The organism is Pseudomonas sp. 10B238 (genome assembly GCF_000970615.1).
Lineage (GTDB): Bacteria > Pseudomonadota > Gammaproteobacteria > Pseudomonadales > Pseudomonadaceae > Stutzerimonas.
This window is the reverse complement of record NZ_KQ033927.1, coordinates 42346-58466: the sequence shown is the minus strand read 5'-3', so window position 1 is coordinate 58466 and position 16121 is coordinate 42346. Positions and strand designations below refer to the sequence as shown.

13 protein-coding genes are annotated in these 16121 nt (G+C 59.5%); 5 read left to right on the top strand and 8 right to left on the bottom strand.

All coding sequences use genetic code 11. The annotated features are described in order from the left end of the window. Positions 1 to 2: 2 nt before the first annotated feature. Positions 3 to 446 (top strand): MarR family winged helix-turn-helix transcriptional regulator, encoded by a 444-nt coding sequence (locus tag RT21_RS00245; protein WP_045427844.1) that lies wholly within the window; start codon positions 3 to 5, stop codon positions 444 to 446. 186 nt (positions 447 to 632) lie between these two features. On the opposite strand, the gene rpsA is transcribed toward RT21_RS00245, so the two are convergent. From rpsA to mtnA, 8 genes are all read right to left on the bottom strand, one after another. Then, the gene (rpsA, locus tag RT21_RS00240; protein ID WP_045427846.1) at positions 633 to 2318 is read right to left on the bottom strand and encodes a 30S ribosomal protein S1; all 1686 of its coding nucleotides are present in this window, start codon (positions 2316 to 2318) and stop codon (positions 633 to 635) included. Between the two features lie 173 nt (positions 2319 to 2491). Then, positions 2492 to 3178: a (d)CMP kinase gene (cmk, locus tag RT21_RS00235; RefSeq protein ID WP_046161133.1), complete on the bottom strand. Its 687-nt coding sequence runs from the start codon at positions 3176 to 3178 to the stop codon at positions 2492 to 2494. Further along, positions 3175 to 5421 (bottom strand): bifunctional prephenate dehydrogenase/3-phosphoshikimate 1-carboxyvinyltransferase, encoded by a 2247-nt coding sequence (locus RT21_RS00230; protein WP_045427851.1) that lies wholly within the window; start codon positions 5419 to 5421, stop codon positions 3175 to 3177. The genes cmk and RT21_RS00230 overlap by 4 nt, the downstream gene beginning before the upstream one ends. Beyond that, on the bottom strand, positions 5418 to 6527 hold the full coding sequence (gene hisC, locus RT21_RS00225) for a histidinol-phosphate transaminase (RefSeq protein ID WP_045427853.1): 1110 nt from the start codon (positions 6525 to 6527) through the stop codon (positions 5418 to 5420). Before hisC ends, RT21_RS00230 begins: the two co-directional genes overlap by 4 nt. A gap of 81 nt (positions 6528 to 6608) precedes the next feature. Next, complete coding sequence (gene pheA / locus RT21_RS00220) at positions 6609 to 7706, bottom strand: prephenate dehydratase (protein ID WP_045427855.1); 1098 nt, start codon at positions 7704 to 7706, stop codon at positions 6609 to 6611. Beyond that, the gene (serC, locus tag RT21_RS00215) at positions 7706 to 8791 is read right to left on the bottom strand and encodes a 3-phosphoserine/phosphohydroxythreonine transaminase (RefSeq protein WP_046161132.1); all 1086 of its coding nucleotides are present in this window, start codon (positions 8789 to 8791) and stop codon (positions 7706 to 7708) included. Before serC ends, pheA begins: the two co-directional genes overlap by 1 nt. 139 nt (positions 8792 to 8930) lie before the next feature. Beyond that, on the bottom strand, positions 8931 to 11738 hold the full coding sequence (gene gyrA / locus RT21_RS00210; RefSeq protein WP_045427861.1) for a DNA gyrase subunit A: 2808 nt from the start codon (positions 11736 to 11738) through the stop codon (positions 8931 to 8933). A gap of 125 nt (positions 11739 to 11863) precedes the next feature. After that, positions 11864 to 12940 carry an S-methyl-5-thioribose-1-phosphate isomerase gene (gene mtnA / locus RT21_RS00205; protein ID WP_046161131.1) on the bottom strand — a complete coding sequence of 359 codons (1077 nt, stop codon included), beginning with the start codon at positions 12938 to 12940 and terminating at the stop codon, positions 11864 to 11866. A 327-nt stretch (positions 12941 to 13267) separates the two neighbouring features. On the opposite strand from mtnA, the gene RT21_RS00200 reads away from it, so the two are divergent. The 4 genes from RT21_RS00200 to imuA all read left to right on the top strand — a co-directional run bounded on the left by RT21_RS00200 (position 13268) and on the right by imuA (position 16121). Then, positions 13268 to 13561 (top strand): hypothetical protein, encoded by a 294-nt coding sequence (locus RT21_RS00200; RefSeq protein ID WP_045427867.1) that lies wholly within the window; start codon positions 13268 to 13270, stop codon positions 13559 to 13561. After that, a complete protein-coding gene (locus RT21_RS00195) occupies positions 13558 to 15072 on the top strand; it encodes a PepSY-associated TM helix domain-containing protein (RefSeq protein ID WP_046161130.1) in 1515 nt (504 codons plus the stop codon). Before RT21_RS00200 ends, RT21_RS00195 begins: the two co-directional genes overlap by 4 nt. Then, a complete protein-coding gene (locus RT21_RS00190; protein WP_046161129.1) occupies positions 15069 to 15392 on the top strand; it encodes a DUF3325 domain-containing protein in 324 nt (107 codons plus the stop codon). The genes RT21_RS00195 and RT21_RS00190 overlap by 4 nt, the downstream gene beginning before the upstream one ends. A gap of 111 nt (positions 15393 to 15503) precedes the next feature. Next, the gene (gene imuA / locus RT21_RS00185; RefSeq protein ID WP_046161425.1) at positions 15504 to 16121 is read left to right on the top strand and encodes a translesion DNA synthesis-associated protein ImuA; all 618 of its coding nucleotides are present in this window, start codon (positions 15504 to 15506) and stop codon (positions 16119 to 16121) included.

Genomic DNA, 16121 nt, shown 5'->3' with positions numbered 1-16121 from the left:
ATATGCCTGACCTAAAAAAAAGCACTGTTCAGCGCCAGATCATGGAGAGCTTCTTCCTAGGCTATCAGGCGTTTACAGCCAAGCCGGACGAGATGCTTGCCCGACGCGGACTGTCCCGAGTGCATCACAGAATCCTGTTTTTTATCGCAAGCTACCCCGACCTCAGCGTTAAAGAGCTACTCAGCTACCTGGGGGTTAGCAAGCAGGCCTTGAATACGCCATTGCGCCAGCTGATTGAAATGCATCTGGTGGAGAGCAGGACGGCCGACGAAGACAAGCGCAAGCGCATGCTGCGCTTCACTGCCGAGGGTGCAAAGCTAGAGCAGGCATTGCGACGCGAACAGGTGCGTCTTCTCGAACGGGCCTTCCAGCATGCTGGGGAAGAAGCGGTGAATGGCTGGCTGGCGGTTAACCAGGCATTGGCAACCGGCACGGTACGAACTTGAAAAATTGAAAAGCTCGACCTCGACTGGTGGGCGCTTTGCTACTGGAGATCCATAATAGATCGAAGCCCTACACCTTCCTCAGGACGGGGTAACTAAGGTCAAGGCGAATATGTAACTCTTGATCAGGACGGGACAGACACAAAAAAGGGCGACCGAAAGTCGCCCTTTTTTAATGGATCGCAGAACTTAGTTCTGGTTTTCCATCTGCGCGCGGATCAGATCACCAATGGTGGTCGGACCGGCAGTTGGCTCTACGTCCTGCTTGGTACGCAGTTCCTTCATCGCGTCCTTCTCGTCCTCAACGTCTTTCGACTTGATGGACAGGCTGATGACGCGGCTCTTACGGTCGATGCTGATGATCTTGGCTTCGACTTCTTCGCCTTCTTTCAGGACGTTACGCGCATCTTCAATGCGGTCACGGCTGATTTCAGAGGCTTTCAGTGTGGCTTCGATATCGTTGCCCAGATCGATGATGGCGCCTTTGGCGTCAACTTCTTTCACGATGCCGCGAACGATGCTGCCCTTGTCATTGACGGCGGCGTAGTTGGAGAACGGATCGTCTTCCAGCTGCTTGATGCCCAGGGAGATGCGCTCGCGCTCCGGATCAACCGACAGGATGACGGTGTCCAGCTCGTCGCCCTTCTTGAAGCGACGCACGGCTTCTTCGCCAGCTTCGTTCCAGGAGATGTCGGAGAGGTGAACCAGACCGTCGATGCCGCCGTCCAGACCAATGAAGATGCCGAAATCGGTGATCGACTTGATGGTGCCGGAGATGCGGTCGCCCTTGTTGAACTGGCCAGAGAAGTCTTCCCATGGGTTGGACTTGCACTGCTTGATGCCCAAAGAGATACGACGACGCTCTTCGTCGATGTCCAGAACCATGACTTCCACTTCGTCGCCGACTTGTACAACCTTCGACGGGTGAATATTCTTGTTGGTCCAATCCATTTCGGAAACGTGTACCAGACCTTCAACGCCTTCTTCCAGCTCAGCGAAGCAGCCGTAGTCAGTCAGGTTGGTGACACGGGCCACGACGCGGGTGTTCTCTGGGTAACGAGCCTTGATAGCAACCCATGGGTCTTCACCCAGCTGCTTCAGACCCAGGGAAACGCGATTACGCTCGCGGTCGAACTTCAGCACCTTGACGTCGATCTCATCGCCAACATTGACGATTTCCGACGGATGCTTGATGCGCTTCCAGGCCATATCGGTGATGTGCAACAGACCGTCCACGCCGCCCAGATCGACGAACGCGCCGTAATCCGTGAGGTTCTTGACGATACCTTTGACCTGCTGGCCTTCCTGCAGCGATTCCAGCAGAGCTTCACGCTCGGCGCTGTTTTCGGCTTCCAGGACGCTACGACGGGAAACGACAACGTTGTTGCGCTTCTGGTCGAGCTTGATGACCTTGAATTCGAGTTCCTTGCCTTCCAGGTGAGTGGTATCACGCACTGGACGGACATCAACCAGGGAACCTGGCAGGAACGCACGGATGCCGTTAACGTCGACAGTGAAGCCGCCCTTAACCTTACCGTTGATAACGCCCTTGACCACTTCCTCAGCTGCGAAAGCCGCTTCCAGAACAATCCAGCACTCAGCACGCTTGGCTTTTTCGCGGGACAGCTTGGTTTCACCGAAGCCATCTTCAACCGCGTCCAGCGCAACGTGAACTTCGTCACCCACGCTGATGGTCAGCTCGCCCTGCTCGTTGTAGAACTGCTCGACCGGGATGACGCCCTCAGACTTCAGACCGGCATGAACAGTGACCCAGTCACCGTCGATGTCGACCACGATGCCGGTGATGATCGCACCCGGCTGCATGTCGAGGGTTTTTAGGCTTTCTTCAAAAAGTTCTGCAAAGCTTTCGCTCATGTTTATTCCTGCTGTTTTCGGACGAGGATCCGCCCAATCTCCACATCCCAGATAGAAGTGGGTTCATTCATATAAAAAAAGGCGTGCGGGACTAGATCTGGTCTCCCACATGCCTCCTTGTTAACAGCTCTCGTTATCGAGAAACCGTCAGGCCGCCTCTCGGCGGTCGCTCTTCAGGCAAAATCGCGATTGGCGACTTCGCTCAGAATCTGTCCTAGCACCTGCTCGATGGAAAGATCTGTGGAATCCAGCTGCACCGCATCATCTGCTGGCTTCAGCGGCGCCACGTCACGTTGGGTATCGCGCTCGTCACGCGCCCGTATCTCATCGAGAAGACTCGCGAGATTAACATCATCACCCTTGCTATTCAACTGAAGGTAACGACGCCTTGCCCGTTCTTCTGCACTGGCCGTGAGATAGATCTTCAACGGCGCGTCCGGAAACACCACCGTGCCCATGTCTCGACCATCCGCAACAAGCCCGGGTGGTTCACGAAACGCTTTCTGACGCTGCAGCAGTGCCTCACGTACGACCGGTAGTGCAGCGACCTGTGACGCGCCGGCGCCAACTTGTTCGTTGCGAATCGCCTGAGTGACGTCCTCGCCTTCGAGGATGATCTGCATCCCCTCGCCACCTTTGGCAGCACCGAACTGCACATCCAGATGGGCCGCCAATAGCTTCAGCGCCTCTTCATTGGTCAGATCAACCCCATGGTTGCGTGCTGCGAAGGCGAGCAGACGGTACAGCGCACCGGAATCGAGAAAATTCCACCCCAGCTTGGCCGCCAGCAACGCCGCAACCGTGCCTTTTCCAGAACCGCTCGGACCGTCGATGGTGATGACCGGGACCTGCCTGATCATGAGTTACCCTCCACACCTACCCGCATCCCCGCCCGCTCGGCCAGTGCAAGGAAGTTCGGGAACGAAGTGGCCACGTTGGCACAGTCGTGAATTCGGATCGGCGCGCTGGCGCGAAGCGCGGCCACGCTGAAGGACATGGCGATACGATGATCGCCGTGCGCCCAGACTTCGCCTCCCCCTAGGCCCCCGCTGCCTTCGATGATAATCCCATCCGTTGTAGGCGTGGCACTCACGCCCAGCGCTTGCAGACCATCGGCCATCACCTGAATGCGATCAGACTCCTTGACCCTCAACTCCTCAGCTCCGCGCAGCGTGGTTCGCCCTTCGGCGCAAGATGCCGCAACGAACAGGACCGGGAATTCATCGATCGCCAACGGCACGAGGTTTTCCGGGATATCGATCCCCTTGAGCTGCGCAGCACGCACTCGGATATCCGCAACCGGCTCACCACCTACTTCGCGAAGATTGCTCAACTCGATGTTGGCGCCCATCAGCCGGAGAATGTCGATGACGCCAGTACGGGTCGGATTGACCCCTACGTGCTCAAGCGTGATATCGGAGCCAGGCGCGATGCTGGCTGCAACCATGAAGAAAGCCGAGGACGAAATATCGGCAGGCACTTCGATCTGAGTCGAGCGCAGCGTATGACCAGATTCGACCGTAGCGGTGTTGCCCTCGACCTGCACCGGATAACCGAAGCCTTGTAGCATCCGCTCGGTGTGATCTCGTGTCGGCGCAGGCTCCGTGACCGATGTTTTGTCGGCCGCATATAGGCCCGCGAGCAGCAGACAGGATTTGACCTGAGCACTGGCCATCGGCATGTCGTAGTGCATACCAGAGAGCTTCTGACCACCGCGAATAGTCATTGGCGGGCGGCCGTCGGCGGCCGTTTCGATCACCGCACCCATTTCGCGTAAGGGATTGGCGACACGGTTCATTGGGCGCTTGGACAGCGAAGCGTCACCGGTGAGCGTCGTGTCGAATGGCTGCGCCGCCAGCAGACCAGACAGCAGGCGCATCGAGGTTCCGGAATTACCGAGGTAGATCGGTCCTGGCGGCGGCTTCAAGCCGTGCAAGCCAACACCGTGAACCGTCACGCGCCCCTGATTCGGACCCTCGATGACCACGCCCATGTCGCGGAATGCCTGGATGGTTGCAAGCGCATCCTCGCCCTCGAGAAAGCCTTCAACCTCAGTGGTGCCTTCGGCAAGCGAGCCAAGCATGATCGAACGATGGGAAATGGATTTGTCACCTGGCACACGAAGTTGGCCGCTGAGGCTGCCGCCAGGATTGGCAAGGAAGATCAGATCTTTGGAATGCATAACGTCCACATAGGCTCTGCGAGCCAGTATTTTGCTGAAATGTTCTCGGGCAGCCTTGGCGCGCGTGAACACGCCCAACAATGTATGCCCGTCTCCTTCATCGACCGCGGCGCGCAAAGCGTCGAGGTCGGTACGAAAATCGTCCAGGGTATGCAGCACCGCCTCGCGATTGGCGAGAAATATGTCGTGCCACATCACCGGATCGCTGCCCGCAATACGCGTGAAATCTCGAAATCCACCCGCGGCGTAGCGAAATATTTCCAGGTTCTCGTTGCGCTTTGCCAGCGAATCCACCAGACCAAACGCCAAAAGATGCGGCAGATGACTGGTAGCAGCCAGCACCTCGTCATGATGCCGAACGTCCATATGCTCGACATCGGCGCCCAGCGCACGCCACAGCCCGTCTACAAGCGCCAGCGCAGCCGGATCTGTATCTTCCAAAGGCGTCAGGATCACTTTGTGACGGCGGAAAAGCGTGCTTTGGGCAGCAGTGACGCCACTCTGTTCCGAGCCGGCTATCGGATGCCCAGGCACAAAGCGCGGCGGCATCCGGCCGAAATGTTCGCGGGCACAGCGAACCACGTTGCCCTTGGCGCTACCGACGTCGGTCAGCACGGCATTCCCAAGGTCGAGTGTTGCGAGTTCTGCCAACAGGCGCTCCATGGCCAGGATCGGGACGGCCAGCTGAATGACGTCCGCATCCCGGCAGGCTTCCTCGAGGCTGTCAGCGCAGCGATCCACCACGCCAAGATCGACGGCAAGCTCACGAGATCTTGGATCCAGATCGAATCCGATGACCTCGGTGCAGCACCCGCCTTCACGAAGCCCTTTGGCGAACGAACCACCAATCAGGCCCAGGCCGACAACGGCCAGGCGACCAATCTTCGGCGTGCCCGCCGCCAACGTATGCGTTCGGCTCAATGCCCGAGCGCCTTGTGCAACGCTTCGAGGAAGCGAGCATTCTCCGCTTCGGTGCCAATGGACACCCGAAGAAAGGTTGGCATCCCATAGCTAGCGACCGGCCGCACGATGACACCGTCACGCAGCAGGGATTGATTGATGGGGGCAGCATCGCGACCAAAATCAACGGCAATGAAATTTGCGCGCGAAGGGATCCAATCGAGCCCCATCGCCTTGAACTCGGCTTCGAGCTGACGCATGCCAGCGGAGTTACATGCCCGGCTCTCAATGAGATAAGCCTGATCATCAAGCGCGGCACAAGCCGCCGCTAGCGCGAGGCTGTTGACATTGAAGGGCTGGCGCACTCGATTCAGCACATCGGCAATGACCGGAGAACTGATCGCATAACCCACACGCAACGCAGCCAAACCGTACGCCTTGGAAAATGTCCGCGAGACTAGAAGGTTGGGGTGTGCCCCCAGGAAGCTTAAGCCATCTGGTAATTCGCCATCCTCGGCATACTCGATATAGGCCTCATCCAGCACCACCAGAACCTGTTCAGGCACACCGGAGAGGAAGCGCGCCAGCGCATCGGAACCAAACCAGGTGCCTGTGGGGTTGTTTGGGTTGGCGATAAACACGACGCGAGTATTGTCGTCGATGGCAGCTAGCATGGCGTCGAGATCATGACCCCATTGGCGGGCCGGTACCGGCTTCGCCTGCGCCCCAACGGCCTGAGTGGCGATCGGGTAGACCGCAAATGCGTGCTCACTGAAGACCGCATTGAGGCCAGGCGCGAGATAGGCACGCGCGACCAGTTCCAGAATATCGTTAGAGCCGTTACCGAGCGTCACTTGCTCGACACCAACACCGTATCGCTCAGCCAATTTGCTCTTGAGCATATACCCGTTGCCGTCCGGGTAACGGGTCAGCTCATCGAGCTGCGCTTTGATCGCCTCGATGGCCTTGGGACTGGGACCCAGTGGATTCTCATTGCTGGCCAGCTTGACGATGGTCGCCGGATCGAGATCGAGCTCACGCGCCAGTTCATCCACGGGCTTGCCCGGCACATAGGGGGACAGCTTTTGCACGCCTGGCTGAGCCAAAGCGAGGAAATCACAGCTCATACATTAAGCCTCAAGCTCACGCGGCCTGCGGCAAGATAAAGCCATTGCGCCTGGCATATGGCTTGCCGCTGCCAGCTGTTTTTAGAGTACCGCTTTCGGATAAGAACCCAGCACCTTCAGCGCCACGGCTTCGCGGCCGATTTTCTCCAGGACATCCTTGATCAACGGATCCTGATGATGGCCGATGCAGTCGATGAAGAACACATAAGTCCATTTGCCGCTACGCGACGGCCGCGTTTCGATCCGCGTGAGATCGATACCGTTGGAGTGGAACGGCATCAACAGCTCATGCAGCGCGCCCGGCTTGTTGCGCATGGAGACGATGATCGAGGTCTTGTCATCACCGGTAGGCGGTACTTCCTGACTGCCGATGATAAGGAAACGCGTAGAGTTGTCCGGGCGGTCCTCGATTTTCTCGGCAATCTTGCTCAGCCCGTACAACTGAGCCGCCATGTCACCTGCTATGGCTGCGGAATTCCACTCGCTTTTGACCCGCTTGGCGGCGTCGGCATTGCTGGAAACCGCCACGCGCTCGACGTTCGGGTAGTGCGCATCGAGCCATTTGCGACACTGCGCCAGCGACTGTGCGTGAGAATAGATACGGGTGATGCGATCAGTCTTGGTCGTTTCGCCAACCAGCAAGTGATGGTGAATGCGCAGCTCGACTTCGCCACAGATGACGATGTCATGCTCAAGAAAGCTGTCCAGCGTGTGGTTGACCGCGCCCTCGGTGGAGTTCTCCACGGGCACTACGCCGAAATTGACCGCACCGGCGACTACTTCACGGAACACTTCGTCGATCGCGGCCATCGGTTTGCTGATCACAGCCTGACCAAAATGCTTGAGCGCCGCGGCTTGGGAGAAGGTGCCCTCCGGCCCGAGGTAGGCGACCCGCAGCGGTTGCTCGAGCGCCAGACAGGACGACATGATTTCGCGGAACAAACGCGCCATTTCCTCGTTGTCCAGCGGCCCCTTGTTCAACTCCATGATGTGCTTGAGCACCCAGGCTTCACGCTCGGGGCGATAGAACACCGCCTCCTCACCTTCTGCCAGCGCAGCGGTCTTAACCCGAGCCACATCCTGAGCGCAGCGAGCCCGCTCGCTGATCAGCTCGAGAATTTTCTCGTCGAGACTGTCGATGCGTACACGCAGCGCCTTCAGCCGGTCGACATCGCTCATCAGCCGTGCTCCTTCTCGAACTCGCGCATGTAGGCGACCAGTGCCTCGACCGCATCCAGGCCGACTGCGTTATAGATGGAGGCACGCATGCCGCCCACCGAACGGTGACCTTTGAGGTTGAGCAGGCCGCGCGCATCGGCACCGGCGAGGAATGTCTTGTCCAGCTGCTCGTCGGCGAGCCTGAACGGTACGTTCATCCAAGAGCGAGCGTTGGTGGCGATCGGATTCGAATAGAAATCGCTGGAATCGATGACGCCGTAGAGCAGATCCTTCTTAGCGCGGTTGCGCTGCTCCATGGCCTCGACGCCGCCCTGCTCCTTCAGCCACTCGAACACCAGGCCCGAGAGGTACCAGGAAAAAGTTGCAGGCGTGTTGTACATGGATCCGTTATCGGCAGCGACTTTGTAGTTGAGCATCGTCGGACAGCTTGAGCGCGCACGACCTAGCAAGTCCTCCCGAATGATAACCACCACAAGTCCCGACGGGCCGATGTTCTTTTGCGCGCCGGCATAGATCAGGCCGAAGCGGGATACGTCCAGTTTGCGAGAAAGAATGTCCGATGACATATCGACGACAAGCGGGGTATCGCCGACCTCAGGCACCCAGTCGAATTGCAAACCGCCAATGGTTTCGTTACTGGCGTAATGCAGGTATGCCGCGTCAGCGCTGAGCTTCCACTCATTCTGGCCGGGAATCGCGAAATAGTCGTATGGCTTGGCGCTCGCGGCTACGTTGACGTGGCCGTAACGCTTGGCTTCTTCGATGCTCTTGCGCGACCAAATGCCGGTATCGATGTAATCGGCGACACCGTCTTCTGGCAGCAAATTCAACGGAATCTCAGCAAACTGCTGGCTGGCGCCCCCCTGCAGGAACAGCACCTTGTAGTTCGAAGGAATGCTCAGCAGGTCGCGTAGATCCTGCTCAGCCTTCTCGGCGATCGCCGTGTACTCGTCACTGCGATGGCTCATCTCCATCACCGACAGGCCTCGACCTTGCCAGTCAAGGAGTTCGGCCTGGGCGCGTTGCAATACGGCCTCAGGGAGCGCGGCCGGGCCAGCGCAGAAATTGAACGCGCGTTTGCTCATCTTCGTTCTCTCAAAAACGGTCGATACCTTGCTCGCTCCATCCGGACCCGAGGGCCCGCATGGGTGCTCGCTATTCCTTAACTGCAGAGAGGCATACAACGAAACGACGGCGAGCCTAGGAGGCTGCGCCGTCGTTTGATTAGCCCTCGTCGTCGGTGGGCACTACATCTGGCGGAACGTCACCGCCGCCACCCAGCAAATCATCTTCGCTTGGCTCGGTGCTGACTACTGGCATTTCCTTATCCAGCGCATCCTCATCGATTACCGCCTCGATGTCTTCCAGAACGTCTTCCTCAGAGGGTTCTTGTACCCGCTCAAGACCGACAAGGTGTTCATTCTTGCCTAGCTTGATCAGGGTGACACCCTGCGTATTGCGTCCCAGCGACGACACCTCGTCGACACGGGTACGCACCAGGGTGCCCTGATCGGAAATCAGCATGATTTCCTCGCCTGGCTGCACCTGGACGGCACCAACCAGCGGCCCGTTACGCTCGTTCGAAACCATGGCGATTACGCCCTGGCCGCCACGGCCGCGACGCGGGAACTCAGCCAAGACGGTGCGCTTACCATAGCCGTTCAGGCTCGCCGTTAGGATCTGGGCATCCGGCTCGGGGATCAGCATCGAAATCAGACGCTGACCTTCAGGTAGGCGCATGCCGCGTACACCGCGGGCGGTACGACCCATGGTACGGACGTGCTTTTCCTTGAACCGGATAACTTTGCCGCCGTCGGAGAACAGCATCACCTCGCGCGCACCGTCGGTTACGGCGGCCGCAATGAGAGTGTCACCCTCCTCCAGGCCCAGTGCGATCAGACCCACGCTACGCGGGCGGCTGAATTGCGATAGCGGCGTCTTCTTCACGGTGCCCTTCGCAGTCGCCATGAAGATGTAGGTACCAGTAGGCTCATCCACCGAGTCATCGGTCTCGTCACCCTCGATTGCCTCTTCGACATCATCGCTTTCGCTGATGATTTCGGCGTCCTCGATATCCTCGTCACCGTTCAGCTGTTGCTGACGTGCCGCCTCGATATCGACCTGCAGCATCGCGGTTATATGCTCGCCCTCGGTCAGCGGCAGCAAGTTCACCAGCGGACGACCGCGCGATGTGCGTGACGCCTCAGGAATCTCATAGGTCTTGAGCCAGTACACCTTGCCCTTGCTGGAGAACAGCAGCAGCGTGGTGTGGCTGTTGGCGACCAGCAGATGCTCGACGTAGTCCTCTTCCTTGACCCCGGTCGCGGCCTTGCCACGACCACCGCGACGCTGCGCCTGGTAGGCAGCCAGCGGCTGTGATTTGGCATAGCCACCATGGGAGATAGTGACGACACGCTCTTCTTCGGTGATCAGGTCGGCCAGCGTCAGGTCCAGGCGCACATCGAGGATCTCGGTGCGGCGCTTGTCGCCAAAGTCCCGCTTGACGCCTTCGAGCTCCTCGCGGATGACCTCCATCAGACGTACCGGGTTGGTCAGGATCCGGATCAGCTCGCCAATCTGAGTCAGAATCTCCTGGTACTCGCTGAGCAGCTTTTCATGCTCAAGGCCAGTCAGGCGATGCAAGCGCAGATCAAGAATGGCCTGCGCCTGTTCTGGTGACAGGTAGTACTTGCCGTCGCGTAGACCGTACTGCGGATCGAGGCCTTCCGGGCGGCAGGAGTCGGCACCGGCGCGCTCGACCATCGATTCGACAGCGCTGGATTCCCAGGCTTCGGCAATCAGCGCTTCCTTGGCTTCGGCTGGCGTCGGCGAGGCCTTGATCAGCGCAATCACGGGATCGATGTTGGACAGCGCTACAGCCTGCCCCTCGAGAATATGTCCACGTTCACGCGCCTTGCGCAGCTCGTAAACGGTCCGACGGGTGACGACTTCGCGGCGATGGCGAACGAAGGCTTCGAGCAGCTCCTTGAGGTTCAAGGTACGTGGCTGGCCGTCGATGAGAGCCACCACGTTGATGCCGAACACGCTCTGCAGCTGGGTCTGGGCGTAGAGGTTGTTTAGTACGACCTCAGGCACCTCACCACGGCGCAGCTCGATGACCACGCGCATACCGTCCTTGTCGGACTCGTCGCGTAGCTCGGTGATGCCTTCGAGCTTCTTTTCCTTGACCAGCTCGGCGATCTTCTCGATCAGTCGTGCCTTGTTCAGCTGATAAGGCAACTCGGTGATGACGATCTGCTGACGGCCACCGACCTTGTCGATGTCTTCGATGATCGAGCGGGCACGCATATAGATGCGCCCGCGACCGGTGCGGTAGGCCTCGACGATGCCTGCACGGCCGTTGATGATGCCCGCGGTTGGGAAGTCCGGCCCCGGAATGAACTGCATGAGTTCATCGATGGTGATGTCGGCGTTTTCGATCAGTGCCAGGCAACCATCGATGACTTCACTGAGGTTGTGCGGCGGGATATTGGTCGCCATACCGACGGCAATACCACTGGAACCGTTGACCAGCAGGTTCGGAATCTTGGTCGGCATGACTGCCGGGATCTGCTCGGTGCCGTCGTAGTTGGGCACCCAGTCGACGGTTTCCTTGTCCAGGTCCGCCAGCAGCTCGTGAGCCAGCTTGGCCATCCGCACTTCGGTGTATCGCATGGCGGCTGCATTGTCACCGTCCACCGAACCGAAGTTGCCCTGGCCATCGACCAGCATGTAACGCAGCGAGAAAGGCTGCGCCATCCGCACGATGGTGTCGTAAACCGCCGAGTCACCGTGGGGGTGGTATTTACCGATCACGTCACCGACCACACGGGCGGATTTCTTGTACGGCTTGTTCCAGTCGTTGCCCAGCTCGCTCATGGCAAAAAGCACACGGCGATGCACAGGCTTCAATCCGTCGCGCGCATCCGGCAGCGCACGACCGACGATCACGCTCATGGCGTAGTCGAGGTAGGACTGCTTGAGTTCGTCTTCGATATTGACCGGGAGGATTTCTTTGGCCAGTTCGCCCATGGAAGCCTGGTTCCTTGTAGTCAGCAGGGTCCTGCGATTAAGCGCGGAATGGTATCACAGCTGGGGAGCCACAGGCTCCAGGATGCACATCCTGGAAGATATGTCCGGGATATGCATTGCCAAATTCAGTGGAGCCGCTTGCGGCTCATCAGCGCGGCGAGCTTGGCTGCATTGGGCCGTTCGACGATGCCTTTCTCCGTGACGATGGCATCGATCAGGTCGGCAGGGGTGACATCGAACACCGGATTAAAGACGTCGACATCCGCCGCAAACCGCTGACCGTTGACCTCCAGCAGCTCATGCCCGGCGCGCTCCTCGATGGGAATGTCATCACCTGACTCCAGCCCCATATCGATAGTCGCACTGGACGCCACCACCATGAACCGTACGCCATGGTGCATGGCCAGCACAGCAAGCTGATAGGTCCCGATCTTGTTGGCGACGTCACCATTGGCGGTGATCCGATCGGCACCGACAATGACCCAGGTGATGCCGCGCGTCTTCATCAGGTGCGCCGCCGCCGAGTCAGCGTTCAGCATGACCGGCACGCCCTCGCCGGCCAACTCCCAGGCCGTCAGCCGAGAGCCTTGCAGCCAGGGACGGGTTTCATCGGCGTAGACACACTCGACAAGCCCTTCCAGGTGCGCGCCACGAATCACGCCAAGTGCAGTACCGAAGCCACCGGTCGCGAGCGCACCGGTATTGCAATGAGTCAGCAGGTTCTGTGGATTGCCCTGGTGCTTGCGGATCAGGTCGACGCCGAACTGCGCCATGGTCAGATTGGCTTCACGATCACTGGCATGAATGGACGCCGCCTGAGCCTCGGCAGCGGTCAATGGATCCTCGCCAGGCTTCAAGCGGTCGAGGCGCTCACGCATTTGATTCAGCGCCCAGAACAAATTGACGGCGGTCGGACGCGAGGCAGCCAGTATTTCGAAATCGGATTCGAGTGCCGCGCGCCAGTCCCCACCTTCGGCGAGTCGGGCTCTGAGCCCCATGGCCAGCCCGTATGCAGCACTGATGCCGATGGCGGGCGCGCCACGCACGACCATCTCGCGGATCGCCGTAGCGACTGCTGCAGCAGAATCATAGGTATGCCACAGCTCTTCCAGCGGCAGCTTGCGCTGGTCAAGCAAACGCAGCTGTCCGCCCTGCCATTCGATGGCCTTTACCTTTTCCGCGGCCAACAAACGTTCGCGCATGACATACCTCTTTTGATTAGCAGCGACCTGGACGAGCGATCTAGCGCTGGATCAAGGTCGAAAAACAAAGAAGCCCGGTCGCTTTCAGGCCGGGCTTCTTCGCTTCAATAGATTGGGACGGCGAACCGAGTACTCGCCTTGCACCGTTTACCCGGCGCGAATCCTAATCGACTGATTTTGCTAGCACAAGCAAAGACGGATAGCGGCCATTGACCGGACACGATGCTCCAACCAGATCGCAGCGTCAGGCTGCTTTCCCCATAGTTATTACAAATCAAACGGATTCGCATTAACATGCACGTCTACCATCCGCGGATAGACCATGTCATGAAGCGTTACCCCCCCCTCCCATTGGATCTGGCCGGACGCATCACGGCCGCTTTGTTCGGCGGCTATGCGCTGGCATTCGGCTTTACCGCCTTCCTGTCCGTCTACCTGCCCTTGGCGCGAGCGGATCGAGTGGTTACGGCCAGTCTGCTGTGTTTTGCCGTCTGGGTAGCTGCCGTCATCTATACCTTTGCGGCCCGCAGCGCCTTGCGGGCCTGGCTGTGGCTGGGTGCGCTGACAGTCCTGCTCTGCCTGGCTGCCTATCTGCCTGTTGAATGGAGGAGCCGACCGTGACCTTACGTCAATCGATGGCGGGGCTGCATACCTGGGGCGGACTGCTGCCCAGCTGGTTACTGTTCGTGATTCTGTTCGCGGGCACGCTGGCCTGTTTCGACAAGGAGCTCGAACGCTGGATGCGCCCGGCCCTGCACGTGCCCACAACCAGCAGCATCGAGGCGGATAACGTCAGGCAGTGGCTGAATGCCAACGTCGAAGGTCCCCTGCATGCTTACTGGCTCCATGGTCCTACCGAGCGCGAGCCTTATTGGAAGCTGGGCTGGGAGAAAGATGGTACGGGCGAACGCGGGCGTGCCGTCTTCGATCCCGCCACTGGCAAACCCATGCCGGACACCCTCGGTGGTGAGTTCTTCTTCACCCTGCACTACAACCTGCAGGCGGGCACGATCGGCATGTATATCGTCGGCCTGGCCGGCATGTTCATGCTGGTCGCGTTGGTGTCCGGGATCATCGTTCACCGGCGGATATTCAAGGATTTCTTTACCCTCAGGCCGCAAGCCAACGGTCAACGTGCCTGGCTCGACGCGCACAATCTGTTTGGGGTGATCGGCCTGCCCTTCCATCTGGTGCTGGCCTACACGGGCGTCGCCATTTTTGTCGCGACCTACATGCCGGCCGGAGCAATGGTGGCCTATGACAGTGATCCGCTGGCCTTCTTCGAGGAGGTCCAGGGCGGTTATCACCGTAATGAGATGGACAAGCCTGCAGGTGAACTCACCTCCCTGGACGGTTTGATCAACGATGCCCGTCAGCGCTGGAATGGCGGCGAGCCGGGCTGGTTGATCGTAGAGCACCCTTTCGACGCCTCGGCAGTGGTCAGCATTCGTCGGCTTAACCCTTCACGCATCGGCTCGCCACAGGACACTTTGAATTACGACGCGACCACTGGCGAGATGCTCCACCAGCAACAGGCACCTGCCACTTACGAGGCCTATATGTGGCTCGTCGGTTTGCACATGGCTCAATTTGGCGGGCAGATCGTTCGGCTGTTCTATGGCCTGATGGGGCTGGCCGGCTGCGCAATGCTGATCGCAGGTTCAGCAGTCTGGCTACGCAAGCGTGAAGCTCGGCAGTCGAAGGGGATACAGGTGGTACGCGCGCTCAACGGCGCGGTCTTTTTCGGACTGCCCATCGCATCGCTGACACTGCTCTGGGCCAATCGTCTGTTACCAGACACCCTGCCCGACCGAGCGGCAATCGAAGGCTGGTGCTTCGCTTTGAGCTGGTTGGCGGTGGCAGTTTTCGCCTGCATCGGACACGGCCAGCCGGCACGATTGAGCCGTCAGTTGTTCGCCGCGCTAGCGATTCTCGCCCTCGGCCTGCCCGCGCTGAATGCCATCGTGGCTCCGCAAGGACACCTTGTTGCGAGCCTGACGCGAGGCGATATGACGCTCTTCGGCATCGACCTGGTATTGCTTGCCGTCGGGTTGGTGTGCGCCTGGCGAGCCCTCGCCCGGCCAGAGACGCGACCGGCACGTGAGCGGCGCATGCAGGAGGTTTCGCCATGACGCTACTTGCTTTTGCCTTGGCTTACATCGGCATGCTTGCGCTGTGCCTGGCGATGCCTCGCCACCATCGTCAACTGTTCAATCGCGCGCCGAGCCTCCTTCAGCAACGTGGGCTGCGCCTGTTGGCAGGCGGATTGCTGGTTGCCATCGTCCTGCTGGATATCGCAGCGCTGGGATGGGCCATCGGTCTGGTGGTCTGCCTGGGGCAACTGATGTGCGCCGGGGTGTTGGTAGGCCTGATGCTCGCCTGGCGTGAGCGCATGGCAGTACCCATGGGCGCTGCACTGGGTTTGATAGGGACGCTAAACGCTCTGATGTGAGCTGGGCCGTATAGACCTTGAGTCGATGACGTTCATCACATCGACTTGACCCGCGTTCGGGCAAAGCAGAATACTGTATCCATATACAGTATTCTGGATTTGCTGTTCATCATGTCTTCCGTTGTCTCCCTTGATCGATTGCTCAATGCGCGCCAGCTATGGCGCGGCCAGCCAAGCATCGTCTCGACCAGTAACCAGCCGACCGGCCATCCCACCCTGGACGCTGCCTTGCCCGGAAGCGGCTGGCCGGACTCTGCACTGAGCGAGCTGCTGATCGCCACCACCGGCATCGGCGAACTGCGTCTGCTCTGGCCCACCCTTGCACGGTTGACCAGTGCCGGCGAACGGGTAGTACTGGTCGCCCCGCCTCACCTGCCCTTCCCTCATGCCTGGCTCGCTGCCGGGGTCGACCTGCGCCAACTCAGTCTCGTTCAGGCGCACGGACGCGACGCCTTATGGGCGGCGGAACAGTGTTTGCGTTCAGGCAGTTGCGGTGCGGTGCTGTGCTGGCCACAGCAGGCCGATGACCGCGCCTTGCGTCGCCTGCAGGTGGCCGCTGAGACCGGTCAGACACTGGCCTTCGCCTATCGCTCTTTGCGCGAAGCGGTAAACCCCTCGCCAGCGGCATTGCGGTTGGCAGTCGAAGCTCGCCCGGCTCAAGTGCGTATTCTCAAGTGCCGCGGCGGACTGGCGCCCGTCCAGCCAATTTCTGCCGTGGGATGGCAGTGA

Excerpts from the sequence above, each read along its gene's own strand:
- serC (WP_046161132.1), bottom strand. The coding sequence starts at position 8,791 with ATGAGCAAACGCGCGTTCAATTTCTGCGCTGGCCCGGCCGCGCTCCCT.
- hisC (WP_045427853.1), bottom strand. The coding sequence starts at position 6,527 with ATGAGCTGTGATTTCCTCGCTTTGGCTCAGCCAGGCGTGCAAAAGCTG.
- mtnA (WP_046161131.1), bottom strand. The coding sequence starts at position 12,940 with ATGCGCGAACGTTTGTTGGCCGCGGAAAAGGTAAAGGCCATCGAATGG.
- rpsA (WP_045427846.1), bottom strand. The coding sequence starts at position 2,318 with ATGAGCGAAAGCTTTGCAGAACTTTTTGAAGAAAGCCTAAAAACCCTC.
- cmk (WP_046161133.1), bottom strand. The coding sequence starts at position 3,178 with ATGATCAGGCAGGTCCCGGTCATCACCATCGACGGTCCGAGCGGTTCT.
- RT21_RS00200 (WP_045427867.1), top strand. The coding sequence starts at position 13,268 with ATGAAGCGTTACCCCCCCCTCCCATTGGATCTGGCCGGACGCATCACG.
- pheA (WP_045427855.1), bottom strand. The coding sequence starts at position 7,706 with ATGAGCGATGTCGACCGGCTGAAGGCGCTGCGTGTACGCATCGACAGT.
- RT21_RS00245 (WP_045427844.1), top strand. The coding sequence starts at position 3 with ATGCCTGACCTAAAAAAAAGCACTGTTCAGCGCCAGATCATGGAGAGC.
- RT21_RS00190 (WP_046161129.1), top strand. The coding sequence starts at position 15,069 with ATGACGCTACTTGCTTTTGCCTTGGCTTACATCGGCATGCTTGCGCTG.
- imuA (WP_046161425.1), top strand. The coding sequence starts at position 15,504 with ATGTCTTCCGTTGTCTCCCTTGATCGATTGCTCAATGCGCGCCAGCTA.
- gyrA (WP_045427861.1), bottom strand. The coding sequence starts at position 11,738 with ATGGGCGAACTGGCCAAAGAAATCCTCCCGGTCAATATCGAAGACGAA.